The 22,312-nt window shown below is 58.9% G+C and carries 22 protein-coding genes and 1 pseudogene; 13 read left to right on the top strand and 10 right to left on the bottom strand.

Features of this window, described 5'->3' with window-relative positions; genetic code table 11:
• Window positions 1-21 precede the first annotated feature (21 nt).
• Entirely contained in the window at window positions 22-483 is a 462-nt protein-coding gene (locus tag AC0J6G_RS11325) for a PAS domain-containing protein (protein WP_475247777.1), read from the bottom strand.
• A gap of 112 nt (window positions 484-595) precedes the next feature.
• On the opposite strand from AC0J6G_RS11325, the gene AC0J6G_RS11320 reads away from it, so the two are divergent.
• The 5 genes from AC0J6G_RS11320 (at window position 596) to AC0J6G_RS11300 (ending at window position 4,380) form a co-directional block, all read left to right on the top strand.
• Window positions 596-1,048 carry a flavodoxin gene (locus AC0J6G_RS11320; protein ID WP_475247776.1) on the top strand — a complete coding sequence of 151 codons (453 nt, stop codon included), beginning with the start codon at window positions 596-598 and terminating at the stop codon, window positions 1,046-1,048.
• Window positions 1,048-1,515: a cupin domain-containing protein gene (locus tag AC0J6G_RS11315; protein WP_475247774.1), complete on the top strand. Its 468-nt coding sequence runs from the start codon at window positions 1,048-1,050 to the stop codon at window positions 1,513-1,515. The genes AC0J6G_RS11320 and AC0J6G_RS11315 overlap by 1 nt, the downstream gene beginning before the upstream one ends.
• Before the next feature lie 109 nt (window positions 1,516-1,624).
• Window positions 1,625-2,407: a class II aldolase/adducin family protein gene (locus AC0J6G_RS11310; RefSeq protein WP_475247772.1), complete on the top strand. Its 783-nt coding sequence runs from the start codon at window positions 1,625-1,627 to the stop codon at window positions 2,405-2,407.
• On the top strand, window positions 2,404-3,315 hold the full coding sequence (locus AC0J6G_RS11305) for an alpha/beta fold hydrolase (RefSeq protein ID WP_475247770.1): 912 nt from the start codon (window positions 2,404-2,406) through the stop codon (window positions 3,313-3,315). Before AC0J6G_RS11310 ends, AC0J6G_RS11305 begins: the two co-directional genes overlap by 4 nt.
• Window positions 3,316-3,468: 153 nt before the next feature.
• On the top strand, window positions 3,469-4,380 hold the full coding sequence (locus AC0J6G_RS11300) for an SDR family oxidoreductase (protein WP_475247768.1): 912 nt from the start codon (window positions 3,469-3,471) through the stop codon (window positions 4,378-4,380).
• A 122-nt stretch (window positions 4,381-4,502) separates the two neighbouring features.
• Here the strand turns inward: AC0J6G_RS11300 and AC0J6G_RS11295 are convergent, their stop codons facing one another.
• Both AC0J6G_RS11295 and AC0J6G_RS11290 read right to left on the bottom strand, forming a co-directional pair.
• Window positions 4,503-6,041 (bottom strand): sigma-54-dependent transcriptional regulator, encoded by a 1,539-nt coding sequence (locus AC0J6G_RS11295; protein WP_475247766.1) that lies wholly within the window; start codon window positions 6,039-6,041, stop codon window positions 4,503-4,505.
• Window positions 6,042-6,181: 140 nt separating this feature from the next.
• Window positions 6,182-6,481 (bottom strand): I78 family peptidase inhibitor, encoded by a 300-nt coding sequence (locus tag AC0J6G_RS11290; protein WP_475247764.1) that lies wholly within the window; start codon window positions 6,479-6,481, stop codon window positions 6,182-6,184.
• Window positions 6,482-6,653: 172 nt separating this feature from the next.
• On the opposite strand from AC0J6G_RS11290, the gene AC0J6G_RS11285 reads away from it, so the two are divergent.
• The 5 genes from AC0J6G_RS11285 to AC0J6G_RS11265 all read left to right on the top strand — a co-directional run bounded on the left by AC0J6G_RS11285 (window position 6,654) and on the right by AC0J6G_RS11265 (window position 10,719).
• On the top strand, window positions 6,654-7,583 hold the full coding sequence (locus tag AC0J6G_RS11285; protein WP_475247762.1) for an ABC transporter ATP-binding protein: 930 nt from the start codon (window positions 6,654-6,656) through the stop codon (window positions 7,581-7,583).
• Window positions 7,580-8,341, top strand: a complete 762-nt coding sequence (locus AC0J6G_RS11280; RefSeq protein ID WP_475247760.1) for an ABC transporter permease — start codon at window positions 7,580-7,582, stop codon at window positions 8,339-8,341. Before AC0J6G_RS11285 ends, AC0J6G_RS11280 begins: the two co-directional genes overlap by 4 nt.
• 242 nt (window positions 8,342-8,583) lie before the next feature.
• On the top strand, window positions 8,584-8,997 hold the full coding sequence (locus AC0J6G_RS11275) for an HPF/RaiA family ribosome-associated protein (protein WP_475247758.1): 414 nt from the start codon (window positions 8,584-8,586) through the stop codon (window positions 8,995-8,997).
• Between the two features lie 275 nt (window positions 8,998-9,272).
• On the top strand, window positions 9,273-9,743 hold the full coding sequence (locus AC0J6G_RS11270; protein ID WP_475247756.1) for a hypothetical protein: 471 nt from the start codon (window positions 9,273-9,275) through the stop codon (window positions 9,741-9,743).
• A gap of 145 nt (window positions 9,744-9,888) precedes the next feature.
• On the top strand, window positions 9,889-10,719 hold the full coding sequence (locus AC0J6G_RS11265) for a CAP domain-containing protein (protein WP_475247754.1): 831 nt from the start codon (window positions 9,889-9,891) through the stop codon (window positions 10,717-10,719).
• 35 nt (window positions 10,720-10,754) lie between these two features.
• Here AC0J6G_RS11265 and AC0J6G_RS11260 read toward each other — a convergent pair.
• The 4 genes and pseudogenes from AC0J6G_RS11260 to AC0J6G_RS11245 form a co-directional block, all read right to left on the bottom strand.
• Window positions 10,755-11,111 (bottom strand): annotated as a pseudogene (locus tag AC0J6G_RS11260) (NAD(P)H-dependent oxidoreductase); the annotation flags it as partial.
• 27 nt (window positions 11,112-11,138) lie between these two features.
• Complete coding sequence (gene eco / locus AC0J6G_RS11255) at window positions 11,139-11,615, bottom strand: serine protease inhibitor ecotin (RefSeq protein ID WP_475247752.1); 477 nt, start codon at window positions 11,613-11,615, stop codon at window positions 11,139-11,141.
• A 174-nt stretch (window positions 11,616-11,789) separates the two neighbouring features.
• Entirely contained in the window at window positions 11,790-12,191 is a 402-nt protein-coding gene (locus AC0J6G_RS11250) for an NUDIX hydrolase (RefSeq protein WP_475247750.1), read from the bottom strand.
• Window positions 12,192-12,220: 29 nt separating this feature from the next.
• Window positions 12,221-12,916 carry a GNAT family N-acetyltransferase gene (locus tag AC0J6G_RS11245; RefSeq protein ID WP_475247749.1) on the bottom strand — a complete coding sequence of 232 codons (696 nt, stop codon included), beginning with the start codon at window positions 12,914-12,916 and terminating at the stop codon, window positions 12,221-12,223.
• 167 nt (window positions 12,917-13,083) lie between these two features.
• On the opposite strand from AC0J6G_RS11245, the gene AC0J6G_RS11240 reads away from it, so the two are divergent.
• From AC0J6G_RS11240 to AC0J6G_RS11230, 3 genes are all read left to right on the top strand, one after another.
• On the top strand, window positions 13,084-13,827 hold the full coding sequence (locus AC0J6G_RS11240; RefSeq protein ID WP_475253697.1) for a class I SAM-dependent DNA methyltransferase: 744 nt from the start codon (window positions 13,084-13,086) through the stop codon (window positions 13,825-13,827).
• A gap of 278 nt (window positions 13,828-14,105) precedes the next feature.
• Window positions 14,106-14,324 (top strand): glycine zipper 2TM domain-containing protein, encoded by a 219-nt coding sequence (locus AC0J6G_RS11235; protein WP_475247748.1) that lies wholly within the window; start codon window positions 14,106-14,108, stop codon window positions 14,322-14,324.
• A gap of 595 nt (window positions 14,325-14,919) precedes the next feature.
• Complete coding sequence (locus AC0J6G_RS11230) at window positions 14,920-15,459, top strand: GlcG/HbpS family heme-binding protein (RefSeq protein WP_475247747.1); 540 nt, start codon at window positions 14,920-14,922, stop codon at window positions 15,457-15,459.
• A gap of 768 nt (window positions 15,460-16,227) precedes the next feature.
• On the opposite strand, the gene AC0J6G_RS11225 is transcribed toward AC0J6G_RS11230, so the two are convergent.
• From AC0J6G_RS11225 to AC0J6G_RS11215, 3 genes are all read right to left on the bottom strand, one after another.
• The gene (locus AC0J6G_RS11225; RefSeq protein WP_475247746.1) at window positions 16,228-17,010 is read right to left on the bottom strand and encodes a DUF2971 domain-containing protein; all 783 of its coding nucleotides are present in this window, start codon (window positions 17,008-17,010) and stop codon (window positions 16,228-16,230) included.
• A 119-nt stretch (window positions 17,011-17,129) separates the two neighbouring features.
• Complete coding sequence (locus AC0J6G_RS11220; protein WP_475247745.1) at window positions 17,130-18,380, bottom strand: ribonucleotide-diphosphate reductase subunit beta; 1,251 nt, start codon at window positions 18,378-18,380, stop codon at window positions 17,130-17,132.
• A gap of 430 nt (window positions 18,381-18,810) precedes the next feature.
• Window positions 18,811-21,720 (bottom strand): ribonucleoside-diphosphate reductase subunit alpha, encoded by a 2,910-nt coding sequence (locus tag AC0J6G_RS11215; protein ID WP_475247744.1) that lies wholly within the window; start codon window positions 21,718-21,720, stop codon window positions 18,811-18,813.
• Window positions 21,721-22,312 lie beyond the last annotated feature (592 nt).

Here is a 22,312-nt window from a genome sequence, read left to right as displayed (position 1 = left end):
TTGTGACCGCTCTAAATGAGATTAGTTATTACCGGTCGTCGCCTGCAAACGCGCCAATTCGGCTTTCAGTGTGGCTAACTCGGCCTCCAGCTCCAGTACTCGCTCCTGGGCTTGCACCTGCTCGGTAACGTTCTTCTGGATGCCAATGTAGTAGGTCAGCTGGTCAGCATCATTGACCACCGGAGTGATCGACAGCTCGTTCCAGAACACGCTGCCGTCCTTGCGGTAGTTGCGAATAATCTGTCGGCATGGGCTGTGCGCCTTGACCGCTTCGCGGATGGCGTGCAGCCCGGCCTGATCACGGTCGCCAGCCTGGAGGAAGCGGCAATCCTGGTACAGGATGTCTTCGCTGGCGTAGCCGGTGAGCTTCTCAAAGGCCGGGTTGGCATAGATCAGGATGTTGTCGTCGCCCTCCTGTTCGGCAACCACGATGCCGTCGTTCGAGGCGTTGATCACCAGTTGCAGCAGTTTGGCGTTGATCATGAGGCGATTTCCCAGTCTATGTCCGCTGCATTCTAAAACATCCGGACGGGCTGTCTACTTGCGGCATAATGCCGTGGCTGTTGACTTGGTTCTGTATGTTTCGGAGTTTTGCATGAAGATTGCCATCCTGTCCGGCTCGGTGTATGGCACCGCCGAGGAAGTTGCCCGCCACGCCGAGCGCCTGTTAAACGCCGCCGGCCATGAGGCCTGGCACAACTCGCGCGCCACGTTGGCCGATATTCAGGCCTTCGCACCCGAGGCTTTTCTTACGGTGACCTCGACCACCGGCATGGGCGAGCTGCCGGATAACCTGCAGCCACTTTATTACGCCATTCGTGATCATTTACCGGCATGGAGCGGCTTGCCGGGCGGGGTGATTGCCCTGGGCGATGCCAGTTATGGCGATACGTTCTGTGGCGGCGGCGAATTACTGCGCGAGTTGTATGCTGAATTGGGTGTTCGTGAGGTGCAGCCGATGTTGCGCCTGGACAGCAGCGAAAGCGTGACACCGGAAAGCGACGCCGAGCCTTGGTTGGCTGACTTTATTGCGGCGTTGCAAGACTGATGCACCCGCGTGCGCAGGCGTTGATTGAGGCGCTGCACTTGCAGGCACACCCGGAGGGCGGCTACTACCGCCGCCTGTTTGAGTCGCCTCAGCAATCTGCCGCCGGCCGTGCGTGCAGTACGGCGATTGTCTTTTTGTTACCGGCAGGTGTGGTCAGCCGCTGGCATCGGGTGGATGCCGACGAGCTGTGGCATTTCTATGAAGGTGCCCCCCTAGAATTACTCATCGCCGAACAGCCTGATGCCATTCGCCGTGAGCGCCTGGGGCCCGTGGCAGCTGAGCAATTGCCACAACGCGCGGTGCTGGCTCACGCTTGGCAAAGTGCGCGCAGCTTAGGCGACTTCACCTTGGTCGGCTGCACCGTGGCCCCAGGCTTTGACTTCGCCGGTTTCTGCCTGCTCGCGGATGACGCTCAGGCCCAAGTGGAATGGCCGCTGTTGCGCCAGCTGCATCCCGAGTGTTTTTGAGGCGGCTGAGCCGTAAAGCCACCTCGCTGGCCGCAAGGGCGACTCACCTTTAGCGTCGCCCTCGCTAGACTGCTTGGCACGTCTAATAAGAACTGCCGAGGTGTTCGCCATGACTGTTGCCCACGCACTGCCTGCCTTTAACGTCAAAACACAGGTGTCTGCCGCTGAATGGCAAACCCGAACCGATCTTGCCGCCTGCTACCGGCTGATCGCCATGCATGGCTGGGACGATCTGATCTTCACCCATATTTCGGCGAAGATCCCCGGCACCGATGAGTTCCTGATCAACCCCTTCGGTTTGATGTTTCATGAAATCACCGCGTCCAGCCTGGTAAAGATCGACCTCGCCGGCAACAAGCTGATGGACAGCCCCTTTGACATCAACCCCGCTGGTTACACCATTCACAGTGCTGTGCATGAGGTGCGGCATGATGTGGCCTGCGTGCTGCACATCCACACCCCGGCCGGGATTGCGGTCTCGGCGCAAAAGCAGGGGTTACTGCCGTTGTCGCAACAGTCCTTATTTGTGCTCTCCAGCCTGGCCTATCACGGCTATGAAGGGGTGGCGCTGAATCATGATGAGAAAGCCCGTTTGCAGGCTGATTTGGCGGATAAGAATTTTATGATTCTGCCCAACCACGGCCTGCTTACCGCCTCCAGCAGCATCGCCGACACCTTTCTGATGATGTTCACCTTGCAACGTGCCTGTGAGATTCAAGTGATGGCGCAAGGTGGCGGGGCTGAGCTGATTCATATCCCGCAGCAGATTCTCGATGGCGCCAAGGCCATGGTGGCGGGCGTGATGAAAAGCGCGCAGGGCATGGGCGGCTCGCTGGCTTGGCCGGCATTGTTGCGCAAACTGGACCAGCAAATGCCAGGGTATGACGCGTGAGTGCCTTACCCGGCATCGCCTTGGCGGATTGGCGCGCTCAGGGCCTGGGCTTTACCTTCCAAGGCCAGGACATACGCTATTGGGTGGCGGGCGATGAGCGCGCTGAGCCATTGTTGTTGATTCATGGTTTCCCCACCGCCAGCTGGGATTGGCATTACCTGTGGGCGCCTTTGGCGGCGCGCTATCGCGTGATCGCGTGCGACATGCTGGGCTTCGGTGGTTCGGCCAAGCCGCGCCGGCATACCTACAGCCTGCTGGAGCAAGCAGATCTGCAGCAGGCGCTGCTTGAGCATCTGCGCATCAACACGCCGGTGCATGTGCTGGCTCATGACTATGGCGACAGCGTGGCTCAGGAGTTATTGGCGCGGCATCACGAGCAGCGCATTCAGCTGGCCAGTTGTGTGTTTCTCAATGGCGGCCTGTTCCCTGAAACCCATCGTCCTGTGCTGGTGCAGACGCTTTTGCTCAGCCCGATCGGTGCGCTGATCGGCCGGCTGTTCAGCCGCAAGAAACTGGCGGCCAGTTTTGCCAAGGTTTTCGGCCCGCAGACTCAACCGAGCGCAAGCGAACTGGATGACTTTTGGAGCCTGATCGCCGAAAACGATGGCCCAGGCGTGATGCACCGGCTGATTCGCTACATGCCTGAGCGCCGTGTGCAGCGTGAACGCTGGGTGACGGCGATGCAGAAAAGCGCAGTGGCCCTGCGGGTGATTGATGGCGCGGCCGATCCCATTTCCGGCGCGCACATGGTTGCGCGTTACCGCGAATTGATCGCCAATGCCGACACGGTGTTGCTCGCCGGTATTGGTCACTACCCACAGACCGAGGCGCCCGAGCAAGTGTTGCAGCATTACCTGGCTTTTCGGCAAGCGCTTGGCCCCTCGCCGGCCAGCGCGCCGCAGCCGTAGGGCGTCGGTGAAGGACCAATGCATGCGGGCGCTGCATGGACCTGACTATCCCGCTGCTTTATCACGCACCATTCAGCGCCGTCCGTCTCTATTGTGACTAAAGGGCATCTGCTGGACACTCGCGTGCATTGTTAATCTGCCGAGGAATGCTGCATGAGCGACGCCATTGGTTTTCAAGATCAGGTTGTAATTGTCACGGGTGCCGGTGGTGGCCTGGGCCGCGCCCATGCGCTGCTGTTTGCCAAGCATGGCGCCAAGGTGGTAGTTAACGATTTGGGCGGCAGCACCCACGGCGAAGGTGCCAACGCGTCGGCCGCCGACAAAGTGGTTGAAGAAATCCGTGCAGCCGGCGGCACCGCAGTGGCCAACCATGACTCTGTGACCGATGGCGAGAAGATCGTACAGTGCGCGCTGGATACCTTCGGCCGTATCGATGTGGTGGTGAACAATGCCGGCATCCTGCGCGATAAATCGTTTATCAAGATGGACGACGCCGACTGGGACCTGGTTTACAAAGTTCACGTTGAGGGCGCCTACAAGGTCACTCATGCCGCCTGGCCGCACATGCGCGAACAAGGTTATGGCCGGGTGATTTTCACGGCCTCCACCTCGGGTATCTACGGCAACTTTGGTCAGTCCAACTACGGTATGGCCAAGCTCGGCCTGTACGGCATGACCCGCACCTTGGCCATTGAAGGGCGCAAGAACAACATCCTAGTCAACGCCATCGCCCCCACGGGCGGTACGCGCATGACTGAAGGGCTGATTCCGCCGCAGGTGTTCGAGCAGCTCAAGCCCGAGTTGGTCAGCCCGCTGGTGGTGTTCCTGGCGAGCAGCGCCTGCGAAGAAACGTCCGGCCTGTTTGAAGTCGGCGGCGGCTGGATGGGCAAAGTGCGTTGGGAGCGCAGCCTGGGCGTTGGTTTTGATCCGCGCGAAGGCTACAGCCCGGAAGACGTGGCGGCCAACTTCGCCCAGATTTGCGACTTCGAAGGCGCCGCCCACCCGAAGGACAATATCGAAGCGATGAAAGAGATGATGGCCAACCTGCAGAAGTTCGCGATCTGACGGTGCTGTCGCGCGGTTCCCGTTGCACGGCGGACATGCCAAAAGTGTGTTCGCCTTCTACTGGCGTAGCCGCGCAGCCCGGCTGAAATCCGGGCTACCAAGGCGCCCCTTCGCGTGAATCCTCAGGTCTTGCCCGGAATTCCATATTTACGCAGGCGCATGGCGATGGCGCTGTGCGAGGTGTGCAGGCGCGCTGCCAGCTGCCGGGTTGAGGGATGGCTGGGGTAGAGTTTGCTCAGCAAGGCCTTCTCAAACGCGCCCACGGCATCCTCCAGGCTGCTGACTTCGCCCTCGGCTTGCGGCGCGGCGATGGCGGTGCTGGCGATGTCGAGGTCATCAACCTGCACCAGATTGCTCTCGCAAATGGCCGCTGCGCGGAAAATCACGTTCTGCAGTTGCCTCACATTGCCTGGCCAGCGGTTGCTGAGCAGTGCCGGGTAGGTGTCCGGCGTCAGCCGGCAGGGCAAGCGCTGAATCTGCGCGCAGGCGTGCTGCATAAAATGCCGCGCCAGCAGCAGGATGTCCTGACCGCGTTCACGCAGGGGCGGCACTTCCAGGTTGAGTACATTGAGGCGGTAGAACAGGTCTTCACGGAACGCGCCTTCGCCGACCATTTTTTCCAGATCACGGTGGGTAGCGCTGAGAATGCGCACATTGACCTTGATCTCGCGCTCACCGCCCACCCGGCGGAAGGTACCGTCGCTCAAAAAACGCAGCAGCTTGGCCTGTAAATAGGGCGACATTTCGCCGATTTCATCGAGAAATACCGTGCCTTGGTTGGCCAGCTCCAGCAGCCCCGGCTTGCCGCCGCGCTGGGCGCCAGTAAAGGCGCCGGGGGCATAACCGAACAGCTCGCTTTCGGCGAGGTTCTCCGGCAATGCCGCACAGTTAAGCGCGAGAAACGGCGCGTTGCGCCGCGTACTGATGGCATGGCAAGCACGCGCGACCAGCTCCTTGCCGGTGCCGGTTTCGCCCTGAATCAGCAGCGGCGCATCGAGGGTGGCGACGCGCTGGGCGCGGGTTTTCAGGTTGCGGATGGGCGTAGAGTCGCCCAGCAGCGAGTCAAACCCCTCAGCATGGTCATGGTGCAGCGCCGCCAGGCGTTCGCCGATGCGGCTTGGCGCATAAAGGCTGAGCAGGCCGCCGGCCAAATGCCGGGCACCGCCGTCAACGCTTTCGGTAATCGGCTGTGCATCCAGCAGCAGGGCATGGCCCTTGAGCGTGATCTCACGCATGGGCAGGCGAAAGCCGTGCTCAAGCAGCGCTGCCTGCAATGGGTCATCCGCGAACAACTCACCGATGCCCAGCCCTTCCGGTGGTTCGCCGCACAGTTCAAGCAGCGCCGGGTTAGCCAGCAGCACGCGGCCTTGGCTGTCGACCGCTAATACGGGGTCGGTCATGGCAGCGAGCAGGGCGTCGAGCTGCAAGTGACGGCGCTGGCCGGGAAGGATGTCGACAATGGTCACCGCCTGCACGCCGCGCACCTTGAACAGCGCCTCACGCAGCTCGTCGAGCACCTCGGGGCTTAGCGTCGGCGCGTCGATGTAGACGTTCGGCGGCACCATCTCCACCGCATCCAGGTTGAGATTGCGCCCACCGAGCAGGGCCAACACCTCTTGGGTGATACCAACGCGGTCGATAAAGGTGACGTGAATACGCATGAAGAAGGGCGGCCAGACGGGGTTACAGGTGCGCCAGTATGCCCGGTCTGGCGAGCTTAGTTAACCGAGAGCCCGCAGAGGCAGTGCGCCCGCTCAGCGGCGAAAGCCTGTTTTTAACGGCGCAGATCGTGGGCGGGTTCTTAGCCGCAGGTCAAACGGGTGATGGTTTCGCTTTCATCGATATGAATATTCAGGCGTTGCAGGTTGTAGTCCAATGTAACGGCGTCGCCGGGGGCGAGTACCCGGACAAATTTAGCGTTGGCCTTGAGTTGGAGCAGCTCAATGCGCTCGACGCTGGCGTCTTGGCCGAGCATGTTCTGCAGGTTGTCGACAGTGCAGTTACCCGTGATTTCAGCGGCGTTTTGCGCCGGCTGCGGCGAACTGCAACCGGCCAGCAGGGCGAGCACGCTAAGGCTGGCAAGTGAGTGACGAAGCGTCATGTTGTATTCCTTGTCTGGATAAAAGCAGCGGCCAGCCTAGCAGCCGTATCCGCTCTAGCTCAACGCTGGGGCGCGATTGACCTGCCGTCAGGGCGTGCGATTAAGCCCACCAAACCTGCGCAAGCAGGCGCAACTTCCCTACAATTGCGCATTTCCCCAGAGAGGCGACCCTGTGCAAGCGGTGATCTCGATTCAACAGTTGAGCAAGACCTACGCCAGTGGGCATCCGGCGCTGCAGAGCATTGATCTGGATATTCGTCAGGGCGAGATCTTTGCGCTGCTCGGCCCCAACGGTGCGGGCAAAACCACCCTGATCAGCATCATCTGCGGCATCGTCAACCCGGGGGGCGGGCGTGTGCTGGTGGGCGGCAAGGACATCATCAAAGATTATCGCGCCGCCCGTTCGCAGATCGGTCTGGTGCCGCAGGAGCTGGTCAGCGATGTGTTTGAAACCGTCTGGGCGACGGTGAAATTCAGTCGCGGCCTGTTCGGCAAGAAGCCCAATCCGGCCTATCTGGAGCAACTGCTCAAGGACCTGTCGCTGTGGGACAAGCGTGACGCGAAGATTTTCGAGTTGTCCGGCGGCATGAAGCGCCGGGTGATGATCGCCAAAGCACTGAGCCACGAGCCACAGATTTTGTTTCTCGATGAGCCCACCGCCGGCGTCGACGTCGAGCTGCGCCGCGATATGTGGAACATGGTGCGGGGCCTGCGCGAGCGCGGGGTGACCATCATCCTCACCACCCACTACATCGAAGAGGCCGAGGAAATGGCCGACCGCATTGGGGTGATCAGCAAAGGCCAGATCATTCTGGTCGAAGACAAGCAGGTGCTGATGCACAAACTCGGCAAGAAACAACTGACCCTGCAACTGCAGCAACCGCTGGCGAGCATCCCTGCAGAGCTGACGCGCTACGCGTTGGAACTGGCGGATGACGGCCACGCCCTAGTGTTTACCTTCGATGCGCAAAGCGAGCACACCGGCATTGCCGAGCTGCTCAAGGACCTGGCCCAGCACGGCATCGACTTCAAAGACCTGCAGTCGAGCCAGAGTTCCCTGGAAGATATTTTCGTCAGCCTCGTTCAGGAGTCGCGCGCATGAATTTCTACGCAATCCGTGCCATCTACCTGTTCGAACTGGCGCGCACCTGGCGCACGCTGTTGCAGAGTATTGCCACGCCCGTAATCAGCACCTCGCTGTATTTCGTGGTGTTCGGTTCGGCCATCGGGTCGAGCATGACCCAGGTGCAGGGCGTCAGTTACGGCGCGTTTATCGTGCCGGGGCTGATCATGCTGGCGCTGCTCACTGAGAGCATTTCCAATGCCTCGTTTGGCATCTACATGCCCAAGTATTCGGGGAGTATTTACGAGCTGCTGTCGGCACCGGTGTCTTACCTGGAAATCCTCATCGGCTATGTCGGCGCGGCAGCGACTAAATCGATCATCCTCGGTTTGGTGATCCTGATCACCGCGCGGCTGTTTGTCGATTTCGAGATTCTTCATCCGCTGTGGATGCTGACGTTTCTGGTGCTCACTGCGCTGACCTTCAGCCTGTTCGGTTTCATCATCGGCGTGTGGGCTGACGGCTGGGAAAAACTGCAGATCGTGCCGGCGTTGATCGTTACCCCGTTGACCTTCCTTGGCGGCGCGTTTTACTCCATCAGCATGCTGCCGCCCACCTGGCAAACCGTGACCTTGTTCAACCCGGTGGTGTACCTGATCAGTGCCTTCCGCTGGAGCTTCTACGGGGTTTCGGACGTGAATGTCGGCTTGAGCTTGGTGATGATTCTTGGCTTTCTGCTGCTGTGTATTTTGGCGGTGGGGGTGATCTTCAAAACCGGTTATCGGCTCAAGAGTTAGTGCGCTAGCGCTCAGTCAGCTGCGCTGCCAATCAGCAAGCGGACAAACTTTGTTTGATTTGCAGCGCCATGGCTGTAGCGCACAGGAGGCAAGGGTTACAGCCACTTCAGGGCCGTGCTGGAAGAAAAAAGTGCTTAATACCAAGGTCTTAGGGCTTGCCTAAAGGGGGGCTCAATGGCGTAGGCTGGAGTTGTTGCCTTGGTAGGCAACGCATTCGCGAACGGTTGAAGAAGGAAAGCTTTATGCAAATCCAAGTTCACAGCGATAACCACATCGAAGGCAGTGCCCGGTTGGTTGAGTGGGTAAGCGACAGCGTCGCCAGCAAGCTTGAGCGCTTCGATGATGAATTAACCCGTATTGTTGTTCACCTGCATGACGACAACGGTGCCAAAGCCGGTGCGCATGACAAGCGCTGCCAGATTGAAGCCCGGCCAAAAGGCCTGCAGCCGCTCTCTGTTACCCATAAGTCTGAATCCCTTGAGCAGTCCATCGACGGCGCCATCGAGAAGATGCACCACGCCCTTGAACATCAATTTGGCAAGCTGCGCAGCAAGCGCGCAACCCCACTGCAGGCCGATGACGCAGGTGATACTCCTGGCCGCGACGCATTGCTGGAAGAGGACTTCCTCGCCGAGGAACAGCTGCGCGCCATCTAACAGTTTCCGAGCCGTCGGCTAAGCCGGCTGCTCACTCACTCCTTTCTCGCGCCCCCGCAGGTTTCTGCTGGGGCGTTGTTGCTTTTGCAGCACGCTGATGCTGCCGGCAAGCGGCAAGCGGCAAGCGGCAAGCGGCAAGCGCCTGCCACGTGCGGCCGCGGAATGGCTTTATCGTCCTGACAGAGGGGTTACGAACCCGCGGTTTTATTGGTTTGTAGGCGGTTGGCCCATATTCTGCAGAAATCCCCGCCAGCTGACATTTGCAGGGATTCGCCATGACCAGTATCTCCAACAACTCGCCGCTGGCGAGTTACGTTGCCAACACGCCCAAGACCACCACGGCGACCACCGGCAGCAGCCCGGCTGAACCACCCCGCACTGAAACGACTGACCCGCTTGCGGAGATTCGCCGTTTTGCCAACGGTATGGTGGCCAACAGTCGGGGTGGCCTGTTACGGGCGATGAATGCCGACAGCAGCGCGGCGAGCAATGCGATTGCCAGTGACCGCTTTCGCCCAGTGACCGAGCAACCGCCCCGCGATAATCCGCGCATTGCCCTGCCCGATGTGGCCGATCTGGACCGCGATGACGCGGCCAAGCTGCTCGTGCAGATCGACAAATTGCTCGACGCTGGCCTCGACAAAAGCGACAGCTTTGTAGGTTATAACGGCGAACAACAGACTGAATCACTGACCACCTACCGCGACTGGCTGCAGGCCCGCGGCGGCGTCAGCATCTATGTCTAAACCGCGCCGCTGAATATGCCTATTGCGCTGCCTGTGTATTGGGCTGGTTTCCAGGTGCCAGGTGCGCCAAGATCACTGGGCCGCAGGTGTGGCGCGTCGTGTAGGTATTTTCAGGTTGAGGGGTTTTATGGGTAGCAGGTTGATGATGCGGGCGTTCGCCCCGGCGCTGGGGCTGTTGTGTGCCATGGGCGCGCAGGCCGCTGAACAGGCTCAGTTGGTCGAGTTGATCAACGGCTACCGCAGTGAGGTACAGCGCTGTGGCGACCAGGCTTCTGCTGAATTGCCGCCACTGACGGCTGATCCGCGCCTGGTGCAGCCAGTCGGGCGTGCAGGCGATTTACAGCAGGCCATGAGCGCGGCGGGCTACCCAATGGTCAATGTGCAGGCAATTAGCCTGTCTGGCCCGCGTGATCCTGCGGCTGCGCTGCAGGTGCTGCAAGAGAGCTTCTGCACGATTCTGCTCGACCCACAGTTTGTCGATATCGGCGTTAATCAGCAGGGCCGCGAGTGGCGTATTGTGCTGGCGCGACCGTTACTGACGGCCCGCCTGGGCGATTGGCAAACGGAAGGGCAAAAAATGCTCGAACACCTAAACGTCGCGCGCCGCCAAGCACGCCAATGCGGCAGCCAGTCGTTTGCCGCCGCCGCGCCGCTGGCATGGAACGCCACGCTGGGTAGCACGGCCGAAGCCCACAGCCGTGCCATGGCCAACGGTAATTTCTTCGATCACCAGGACCCTGACGGCCGTACCCCTGGCGACCGCGCAGAACTGGCCGGCTACAGCGGCCAGCGCATTGGTGAAAATATTGCAGCGGGGTTGGACACCACCCGCAAGGTTGTCGACGGCTGGCTGGCCAGCCCTGGCCATTGCTCCAACTTGATGAGCCCGCACTTCAGCGAAGTGGGCGCCGCTTACGCCAACGACCCGAAAAGTGATGCAGGCATTTACTGGACGGCCATGTTTGGCGCGCCGTAAGCCTGTTGCCCTGCGGTCTGTCTGCCCCTGCGGCGTTAACTCAAAACCTGCGGCAGGTGCTGCTGATAACGGGCGATATCGGCCTCAATAGCCGGGCGCTTCATCACACCAACACAGAGGAAGGCCGGCAGGGCGCTCATGCCAAGGAACTGGTTGGCCTTGTGGAAGGGCAGGCTGACAGTGCCCATCCCTTTCGTTCGTCGGGGCACCGAAGGCTTGCAGCGGCGCGTTCCAGGTCAGCGACAGCGTGTACTGCTTGCCCGGAATCAGACCGCCGCTGCCGTACTTGTGCGAGGCATCCGAACGGGTACGGCCGTCGCTGGCGTAGAGGCTGCCGTGGGCTGCAGTAAAAACCTCGTCGCCCAGGGCGCGCCCATCCACCAGCCGCTTAGGGGCGGACGTGGGGCTGAGCGCGGAGGTTATTGCTGTGGCGCTGGGCTGGCGGTGGCGGCGGCAGACCAAATGCGATAGCGCACCTCCACATCGGCCGGGGCATAGATCACCAGCGGCAGCTTGCTGTTGTAGCGCACCAGTTGCGGCTCGCCACTTACCGGGACAAAGGCCTGCTTGCGGCTGTTGTCAGGGCAGGCCATCAGGGTGCTCATTGCCGGGCCGACCTGGCCCAACTCGTAATAGGTGTAGCCCCAGCCGTCGACGGTTTTCTCCTGCCACTGGCCGGCCAGGCGCTGTTGGTTGCAGTCCACTTCCAGGGTTTTGCCGGCGATCAGTTCAACTTTGTGTTCGGCCTCATTGGCCTTGGCCGGCAGCTCGATCACATGGCGGTGATAGCCGGCGTCAGCCGCGGGATAAGGCTTGAGCGCTTCGGGTGTAGCAGCGCAGGCGGCCAATGGCAGGGCGCAGGCGAGAATCAGCAGGGGCAGTTTCGGCGAGGTCATAAAGAGTCCTTGGTGCAGGGGCCTTGTCGGCCATGTGTTGGGCAGTGGTTGTAACCGTTATAGCGGGTTGGCTGTGCCGGCAACTGACCTTTTTGCTGAGGTGAAGTTCCTCGGCCGAATAGGTAAGCAGCCGCGCAAATGGCGTTGTGGAGGCCGACGGCTAGTGATCAGCGCTCAGTGGGCTGCCGGCCATAGCAGTGGCAATACATACTCGCGCAGCAGCGGTGCCAGGGTGGCTGGCGGCGTCTCGCCGGGGGCGAGCCAGCGCAGTTCTTCCAGTTCGGCAGCGGCGCTGACGTGGTGCGGCAGGCGCGCCTGGAACACGCTGGCGTCAATCCAAGTATCGGCCTCGTTGGCGGCGGCCGCGCGAAACTGGCCGAGCGGTTGCAATGCGTTGGCGGGCAGGCTGAGGTTGAGTTCTTCCTGCAGTTCACGGGTGAGGGCGGTTAGCGCGTCTTCACCGGGCTCGGCCTTGCCGCCGGGCAGCATAAAAGCCTGAGTGTTGCGCTTGCGCACCAGCAGCAGGCGCCCGGCGTCGTCGATTAGGCAGGCGGCGGAAATGGTCAGGGTAATCATGGGGGTTCGCTTAGATTGTGGCGGGCGCTTCAGTGCACGGAGCCTGAGGCGCGGCGTTCGTGTACCAACGCCAGTGCGCGCTGGGTCATCTGGTCGAGTTGGCGATCACGCTGTATTTCCGCGTCGCTCATGGCTTTTTTGCCGTGCTGCTTCACCAAGTAAGCGTGGATTTGCCGCACTTCCTGGGACTCAAAGATGGGCGCCACATCCTGCACGGCCACCATGCCGTTTGAGCGATAGGCACGGGTACTCATCAGCACTTGCGGGCCGTGTGCCGCCAGCAGCTGAAAACCCATGGCCTCGAAGGTGGGCACTTTACCGGCCACGCAAGCCAACTCGGAATGTGGGTGGCGACTGATCATGTGGTGCAGCATGGCGCGGGCTATGCCGTGGCGACGATGGCTGGCGTGCACGGCCATATACGCCAGGGTGCAGGCGGCGGGGTCATCCTCGGCGGGCAGGTACAGGGCAAAACCCAGCACCTGGGACGGGTCTTGATCATCCAGGGCCAAAATCAGCCGCGCACGGTTATTAAGCGTGCTGTCCATCGCCTGCAGGTACAGGTGCATTTCGTAACCGATCACGTATTGGTACAGCTGATACAGCGGATTACTGGGCGTTAACGACACCGGGCTGATGTCGCTGAGGTAGTCCACTACCATCTGCAGCACCTGGCTCTTCAGTGACTCGGGTGGCGGGGTGTCCAGGTGTACAAGGGTGAACATCGTCAGTCTGGCTCCGGGGTGCGCGCGAATGCGCTGGTGTGGGCGGCATTGTACCGCCTGTGGGGTTGATCCTAACCACGGCAAGTGCGCGGGATCTAAACGAAGGTGATCAGGCTTGGGCTATGATGCGCGCCCTGCAAAAGCCGCTCGCCACTTATCAGGTCACTATGTCCGTTAATGCCCTCTACACCGACCTGTCTGATTATTACGATCTGATGTGCGCCGACATCGACTACCGGGCGCAAAGCCACTGTATCCACAGGCTGCAGCAGCTGTTTGGTAACGCCGGCCGCCGTCATCTGGATCTGGCCTGTGGCACCGGGCTGCATGTGCGCCATTTTATCGATGCCGGCTATACCAGCAGCGGCTTGGATATCAATCAGCCCATGCTGGACAAGGCCGCCATTCGCTGCCCGCAAGCGCGGTTTACCCGGCAGGATATGTGCAGCTTCAGCGTGGCTGAGCCGCAGGATCTGATTACCTGCTTTCTTTATTCCATCCATTACAGCGCCGGCCTTGAACGGCTAAAAGCCTGTATCGCCAGTGTGCATGCAGCGCTCGATGCCAATGGCCTGTTCTGCTTTAACGCAGTCGATAAGGGCAAAATCGACAACCGTTTATCTGTTGCCCACAACGTGCAGCATAACGACAGCCTGTTCACCTTCAGTTCTGGTTGGCACTACGCCGGCGCGGGTGAACAGCAGTTGTTGAAGCTCCGGATCGAGAAATCAACGGCTGCGCACACCGAGGTGTGGCACGACGAACACCCCATGGTTGCGCTGAGTTTTGCTGAGTTGCAGGCGCTGTTGCAGCCCTATTTTGAAGTGCATGTGCTGGAGCATGATTACCAAAAGCTCATCCCGTGGGAGGGGCTTTCAGGGAATGCGCTATTTGCCTGCGTGAAGATTTAGTGCGGCAATCAACAGCGCACATGGGCCGCTTTATATAGCTCGCGCGCTGCGTATAACCAAGCCGCTTTGCGGTGTGCGGCCGGCGCTTCAACCGCGCAAGCGATGCGGGTGATAACGCGTTCAGGCGCCGCGCTGGGCGGTTTATTTGAGGCAATTTGCCCGGCAGGCGATATAACTCGGACGCCGGCCCACAATAAGCACACAATGGCTCTTCGTCCTCTATGAAATCGGGCAATTCGCCAGAGCATTTCATAAGGCGTCGCATTGGAGTCACGCACATGGGTATTTCTAAACTGCTGTTCACCGGTCTTCTGTTCGCCACTCTGGGTGTGAGTGGCTGTTCGAATATGTCGCACCAAGACAAGACCACAGCCGGTGGTGCAGTGGTGGGCGGCGTTGCCGGTAACTTGCTATGCGGCGGTGTGTTGTGCACAGGTGTCGGTGCGGCGGTGGGCGGTGTGATTGGCCACGAAGTAGGCAAAGACAAAAAGAAGTAAGCGTCACACGCACTTGTTGTGAGAGGGGCCTTAACCGCGCAGAGCGGTAGTTGACGCCGCAAGGGCGCTAACTGGATACAAGCCTGCTGCGCCCCTCAGGTATTTGAGCGTGCCCACCCCCTACGTGGACACGCCACCCTTAACGCCCGGCGTCACCCATCCCCGCGATCAATCGCCATCACCCCTGATTAGCTCCAGCTCTGCCTGGCAGCCTTTGCACCATGGCGGATGCATGCCCTCGGCTTTGTCTGCTCGCCTAGCGATACCTAATCGCCCCAATACATGGGCTGCTGCGTGAGCATGCATGTGATCGATGCTGCGCCCTGCCGTGCACGATTTGTAGCCACTGACCCCTGACTCAATTGCGCCGCCAGGGCAATGATGTACCGCACTGTGCGTGTTGGGGCGTGCGGCGGCTCAGGGTCGCTCATAACGCATGGCGAGCGTGGCTGCGCAGAGGTCACATGCCCGGTGCAGGGCAATGTTGAGGTGTATTCGGTAAAGTAACGCTTCTGCTTTTAATACCACACGGTGCATGCCGCCCCACAGGGGCTTTGCGGGCGCATCGATCGTTAATCAATTTTAAGGTTTAACTATGAAGAGACTACTCATTGCTGCTGCATTGGCTGCGTCAGCCCTGTCATTGGCGGTCAATGCTGAAACCGTACCAACAAATCAACTCAAGCCCGCTGCCGCCTCCCTTGATTCTGTCGCTAAGGGTGGTGTTATGACCCCGTTATTGACGGGTGAAATGGCACAAGCCATCGTGAATCTCGCTTCACTCGAAGCACAAAAAGATCAACTCGCCGTGTCCATCACGGTAGTGGATCGCTCCGGGCAAACCTTGGCGGTACTGAGAGACCACCGCGCCGGTGTTCACACCCTGCGCGCCAGTTATAAAAAAGCCTACACCGCCAACTCACAAAAACGAGAAACCGCGGTGATCGCCCAGGGCGTTAAAGACGGCAGCATTCCCCCGGACATCCGCTACTTGGATGAGAACATACTGATTTTGGATGGCGGCGTACCCATCTACATGGGCGATGTTGTGGTGGGCGGCATTGGTGTGGGTGGCGCACACGGCAGTGAAGATGTTCGGGTTGCTAAAGCCGGGTTAAAGGCTCTGAATCAATAGCCGCACTGCGGCGCAGCAGTGGGGGCACGTTGCCGGTGACGCAGAGCATCACACATTGCGGTGGCTGTCCGAGCTACTTGCTGGTTTTGAGTACACACGCCGCTTCGGTTTTGTTATCTGCTAACGGTTCCGCCCTTACGGCGGGTTACTTTTGGCAGTTGCCCGGATGGCCGGCCCCGCCAAAAGTAACCAAAAGGTCTTGCCCCTTGCATCCGGGTCTCGCTGCGCTCGACTTCCCTCGCTCCATCATTGTTCCAGGGGCCGGCGTACAAGGGCCGTCTCTGGCCCTTTACGCCTCTCGCCGCATCCATGCGGCTCGCTCCCTTCCACAACGATTCCACTCGGCCTCCTGATGGGGCGTTTGGCGTCGTCTGTGCCATTGCGGTTTGATGACCAAAAGCAGAACCACAGTTTTTTGATGGGTATCGCTGCGCTCCACCCATCCTACGAATCGGCCGCAATCCGTAGGAGCGGGCTTGCCCGCGATGCTTTTGCTGTTGCTCTGCTTTTGCCTTTCGCTCTGCCGTCCACAAATCGCCCAAACAACGCGGTCCCCGAATCCCGTCAGGAGACCGAGCGCAGCGAAACCCGGATGTCGGGTGTGCTTTCTCTTTGGTTACTTTCTCTTTGCGCGCGCAAAGAGAAAGTGACTCGGCGTGAAGCCGAAACCAGTAGGAGAGGGTAACTAATAAAATAAATCTGTCCCCTTTTTTGTCCCTTTTTCAAAACAGGAGCCGTAAATCAAGAGGGCCCGTGGTCTGCTCTCTATTATTTGAGCTGTTTCTGGTTGAGCCAGAAGTAGTTATTGTCTAGTTCTATTTGGAAGATTTTTGCGTGCGGGCAAGTGGTGCGTATTTTTTGAGTTATTATTTCTTTGTTTTCTTGTGTGATTCTGGCGCCTAAAAATATACTTCGTATTGCGCTTGTGTCGAAGCTATGTGTGTTAGGGCCACCATATTGCTCAATTATTTCTGCTATCTCTTCTAGGTGTGCGGCGTCGGCTTTGAAAATTTCGTTATAAGAATTAAGCTCGTCATCTTCTATTGTTCTTTTGATTGCTCTCCATTCTTTTTCATATTGCCAGTGTTGTGATTTTGTGAGTAATACTCGCTCAATTAGCCTGTTTGGTTCGGAGTTAAATTCAGCTTTCGGTCTTTCATCGCTATAAGTAATTGCAGTTGCAGTATTGAAGGGAGTTATCTCTGTGTTGAAGCCTATACATAAGCCGGAGTGGTTGTTGGCGTAGTGTGACCACATTAATATGTTTTTCGGGTCTTCAGATAAGCAGAGAATGCCAATTTTTTCTCGCCACTCCTCCGACACAGCTTCAGGAGCTCGGAGTCGAAATGTTCGCTGTACTTCTTCCTTTTCTCTTGCGGTTAAGCCGTATAAGAGTGGGAATGTGGATATATTTACTTTCGCAGATAGCTCGAAGGGATCGTTAAATTTTGATGGTGACGAAAAATAAATTCTACCTTTGAGGATTTCTATAAATCTATGTAGTTGGTTTTCTGTTGAGATCGAGCAGTATTTGTATAGTGTCTGTTTCAATGCTTTATCTCTGTTAAATAAAAAACCCGCACAAGGCGGGTTTTTTGATCTTTCTGATCGCCACCCCAAACATCCATTTCAGGTAAAGCGATCTTAACTCTTCAGTGAGTAAGCCGGAATCAATCCCAGCTCAACGCCCCACCTGTCTGATACTCAATAACCCGCGTCTCGAAGAAGTTCTTCTCTTTCTTCAAGTCCATGATTTCCGACATCCATGGGAACGGGTTAGTGGTACCTGGGTACTCTTCCTTCAAACCAATCTGGGTCAGGCGACGGTTGGCGATAAATTTGAGGTAGTCCTCCATCATCGCCGCGTTCATGCCCAGTACGCCGCGCGGCATGGTGTCGCGTGCGTATTCGATTTCCAGCTGGGTGCCTTGCAGAATCATCTGGGTGGCTTCGTCTTTGAGCTGGGCATCCCACAGGTGTGGGTTTTCGATCTTGATCTGGTTGATCACGTCGATGCCGAAGTTCAAGTGCATGGACTCGTCACGCAGGATGTACTGGAACTGCTCAGCGACGCCGGTCATCTTGTTGCGGCGACCCATGGAGAGGATCTGGGTGAAGCCGCAATAGAAGAAGATGCCTTCCAGTACGCAGTAGTAGGCGATCAGGTTGCGCAACAGTTCTTTGTCGGTCTCGACGGTGCCGGTGTTGAAGGTCGGGTCGGAGATCGAGCGGGTGTACTTGAGGCCCCAACTGGCTTTCTTCGCGACCGATGGAATCTCGTGGTACATGTTGAAGATCGCGCCTTCGTCCATGCCCAGCGATTCGATGCAGTACTGGTAGGCGTGGGTGTGGATCGCCTCTTCGAAGGTTTGGCGCAGGATGTACTGGCGGCACTCCGGGTTGGTGATCAGGCGGTACACGGCCAGGGCGAGGTTGTTGGCCACCAGGCTGTCGGCGGTGGAGAAGAAGCCGAGGTTGCGCATGACGATGCGGCGCTCGTCGTCGGTCAGGCCGTCCGGGGTTTTCCACAACGCGATGTCCGCGTTCATGTTCACCTCTTGCGGCATCCAGTGGTTGGCGCAACCATCCAGGTACTTCTGCCAGGCCCAGTCGTACTTGAAGGGTACGAGCTGGTTGAGGTCGGCGCGGCAGTTGATCATGCGTTTTTCGTCAACGGCTACGCGCGCAGCGGTGCCTTCCAACTCGGCCAGGCCTTCGGCGATGTCGAGTTGGTCAAGCGAGGCTTTGGCACGGGCCACGGCCGCGCTGTCGTCAGCGGCTACGGCGCGCGCTTCAACGGCAGCAGCACCGCCAACTTGGTCGAGTTTGTCGATGCTCATGTCTGCCAGTTGGGCAGAGGCGTTGTTGGCTACAACGGCTTCGGCGCCGTCTTCCTTGTCAAATTCATCCCAGCTCAGCATGGCTTGGCTCCTGCTAACGGGTCGGTGAAATAACCGGCCTGTGTGGATATACAAATTAAGTGTGTTCCGTTGCGTACAGCGCGCAAGGGTTTAACGGGTGCCGCTGGTCGGGGGTGGCTCTAGTGATTGGCCGTTGCCCCGAGGCCCACGCCGGTGAGGGCGGGGGCTGGTAATGAGTGGGGAGGTGTACGGTGTTGGCCGCTTTCCCTCTCCCTAGCCCTCTCCCGGAGGGAGAGGGGACTGATTGTGTGCTGCTTTAAAACTGTGCTTCGGCTTTTGTTCTTTGCTCGACATTCAAGCGTGTAGCTGAGCGAGTAGTCGCAAGGCACCTGCTGGAGTGGAGCCCCTGAGCGTACGCATGTACGTGATGGGGGCCGCTCCGGCAGGTAACGCCGCGAATGCCGCTCAGCTCCGCGCGCTGCCGAACACCTTACTGGCAGGCTTCGCAGTCTGGTTCATCAATGGCACAGGCCTTTGGTACGGGTGCTGGGCCTGCGCTCATTTCCAGGTCCGGAGCCTTGGCCGGTGCTGCGCTCAGGCCGTCGTTGCCACCACTGGACACGGCATTCAGCTTGCCGGTGTTGATGGTGGACTTCTCGGTGCTGGTCGCGGCCAGGGCACGGAGGTAGTAGGTGGTTTTCAGGCCACGGTACCAAGCCATGCGGTAGGTCACGTCGAGCTTCTTGCCCGAGGCGCCGGCGATGTACAGGTTCAGCGACTGCGCCTGGTCGATCCACTTCTGGCGGCGGCTAGCGGCGTCAACAATCCACTTGGTGTCGACTTCAAACGCGGTGGCATAAAGCTCTTTCAGCTCTTGCGGGATGCGCTCGATCTGCTGCACGGAGCCGTCGTAGTACTTGAGGTCGTTGATCATGACCGAGTCCCACAGGCCGCGTGCTTTGAGGTCGCGAACCAGGTACGGGTTGATCACGGTGAATTCGCCCGACAGGTTCGATTTCACATAGAGGTTCTGGTAGGTCGGTTCGATCGACTGCGATACGCCGGTGATGTTGGCGATGGTGGCGGTCGGGGCGATGGCCATGATGTTGGAGTTACGAATGCCTTTCTGCACACGGGCACGTACTGGCGCCCAGTCCAGGGTTTCGTTGAGGTCAACGTCGATGTACTTCTGGCCGCGCTGCTCGATCAGGATCTGCTGCGAGTCGAGCGGCAGAATGCCTTTGCTCCACAGCGAGCCTTGGAAGGTTTCGTAGCTGCCGCGCTCGTCGGCCAGGTCACAGGAAGCCTGGATGGCGTAGTAGCTGACCGCTTCCATCGACTTGTCGGCGAACTCGACAGCCGCATCGGAGCCGTACGGGATGTGCTGCAGGTACAGGGCGTCCTGGAAGCCCATGATGCCGAGACCCACTGGGCGGTGCTTGAAGTTGGAGTTACGCGCCTGCGGCACCGAGTAGTAGTTGATGTCGATCACGTTATCGAGCATGCGCACGGCGACCTTGATGGTCTTTTCCAGCTTGGCGGTGTCCAGCTTGCCGTCGACGATGTGGTTCGGCAGGTTCACGGAACCCAGGTTGCACACGGCGATTTCGTCGGCGTTGGTGTTCAGGGTGATCTCGGTGCACAGGTTTGAGCTGTGCACGACGCCCACGTGCTGCTGCGGGCTGCGCAGGTTGCATGGGTCTTTGAAGGTCAGCCATGGGTGACCGGTTTCAAACAGCATGGAGAGCATCTTGCGCCACAGGTCTTTGGCTTGGATGGTCTTGAACAGTTTGATCTTGCCGCCGTACTGGGTCAGGGCTTCGTAGTACTCGTAGCGCTCTTCGAAGGCTTTGCCGGTCAGGTCGTGCAGGTCTGGCACTTCGGATGGGCTGAACAGGGTCCAAGGGCCATCGTCGAACACGCGCTTCATGAACAGGTCTGGAATCCAGTTGGCGGTGTTCATGTCGTGGGTGCGACGACGGTCATCGCCGGTGTTTTTACGCAGCTCGATGAACTCTTCGATGTCCATGTGCCAGGTTTCCAGGTAGGCGCAGACCGCGCCTTTGCGCTTACCGCCCTGGTTAACTGCGACTGCGGTGTCGTTGACCACTTTCAGGAACGGCACAACGCCTTGCGACTTGCCGTTGGTGCCTTTGATGTAGGCGCCCAGCGAACGCACTGGCGTCCAGTCATTACCCAGGCCGCCGGCAAATTTGGACAGCATGGCGTTGTCGTGGATAGCGTGATAAATGCCCGAGAGGTCATCCGGTACGGTGGTCAGGTAGCACGAGCTCAGCTGCGGACGCAGGGTGCCGGCGTTGAACAGGGTCGGCGTGGACGACATGTAGTCGAACGAGGACAGCAGGTTGTAGAACTCGATGGCGCGGTCTTCTTTCTGCTTCTCTTCAATCGCCAGGCCCATGGCCACGCGCATGAAGAACACCTGTGGCAACTCGATGCGTACGCCATCTTTATGGATGAAGTAACGGTCGTAGAGAGTCTGCAGGCCCAGGTAGGTGAACTGCTGATCGCGCTCGTGGTTGATCGCCTTGCCCAGCTTCTCCAGGTCAAAGGTGCCCAGTACGGGGTTGAGCAGTTCCAGCTCGATGCCTTTGGCGATGTAAGCCGGCAGCGCTTTGGCGTAGAAGTCGACCATTTCATGGTGAGTGGCGCTGACGGCAACACCGAGGTAGTTCAGCGCTTCGGCGCGGATGTTGTCCATCAGCAGGCGCGCGGTGACGTAGCTGTAGTTGGGCTCACGCTCAACCAGGGTGCGCGCGGTCATCACCAGGGCGGTGCTGACGTCGCTCTGCGCTACGCCGTCGTAGAGGTTCTTCAGGGTTTCTTTCTGGATCAGGGCGCCATCCACTTCGGCCAAACCTTCACAGGCTTCGCGGATGATGGTGTCCAGGCGGCCCATGTCCAGCGGCGCAACGCTGCCGTCGAGGTGGGTAACGCGGATGCTTGGGTGCGGCTGCGCAGGGGTGTCGATGCTTTCGCGCTTGCGCTCTTGGCTGCGCAGTTCACGGTAGATCACGTAATCACGTGCGACTTTCTGCTCACCGGAACGCATCAGGGCCAGTTCGACCTGGTCCTGGATTTCTTCGATGTGGATGGTGCCGCCGGAGGGCATGCGGCGCTTGAAGGTGGCCGTGACCTGTTCGGTCAGGCGCTCAACGGTTTCATGAATGCGCGACGAGGCGGCAGCGGTGCCGCCTTCAACAGCGAGAAAGGCCTTGGTGATGGCAACGGTGATTTTGTCATCGGTGTAAGGCACTACGGTGCCGTTACGCTTGATCACGCGCAGTTGACCCGGCGCGGTGGCGCTCAGGCTCTGGCTGTCATCGGCGGCCTGCAGCGCGTTGGCCTGCGAGTTCTCGCGGGTGGTGTCGGTGTGCATGAATGTCTCCGTTTTTCTCGATTTTAGAGGGGCGCTGAACAGTTGATCAGTGCGCCGTACCGTCGTTCATTCCATTTCAACAACGCCGCGCGAACAGTACGTGTACCGTTCGTTCGGGACTTGCAATCTGGGCAGGTAAGGTACGACCAAGCGCCTTCCTGGCTCTTCAAGTCTTGTACAGGCGTTCGACCTGTACCACTAGATGTTGTGGCACGTCGTGTGGTACGACCTGCACTCATCAAGGCAACCTCGCTCTTCTGGCGGGTGAGTAGCCTGATCTGGATCGGTGATGCTCAAGCGCCCATCTAAGCTATTTTTTGCACTTTTTCAGTCCGCTGTCTGGACTGGTTTAGGGCAAATGTGCTTGTGTGATTCTTTGTGCTAAAACCCAATATGTAGGTGTTTGTCGCGCTGGGGATACAAGATAGTGCGGTGCAGGGGTGAAGGCAAGTTGATAAATCTGCCGCGCCTGTGGATAAAGCTGTGGGTTACTTTGGGGTAACTTTCGCAAGGCCGCGTAGTTGCTGGCGTTGCCCCCAGTAAACCGTTCGTCGTCGTGGCGTGCGCTTTTTTAGCCGTTCTCAAGGTGTTT

Source organism: Pseudomonas sp. TS_SC_3 (assembly GCF_056156225.1).
This window is presented reverse-complemented; position numbering and strand designations above follow the sequence as displayed.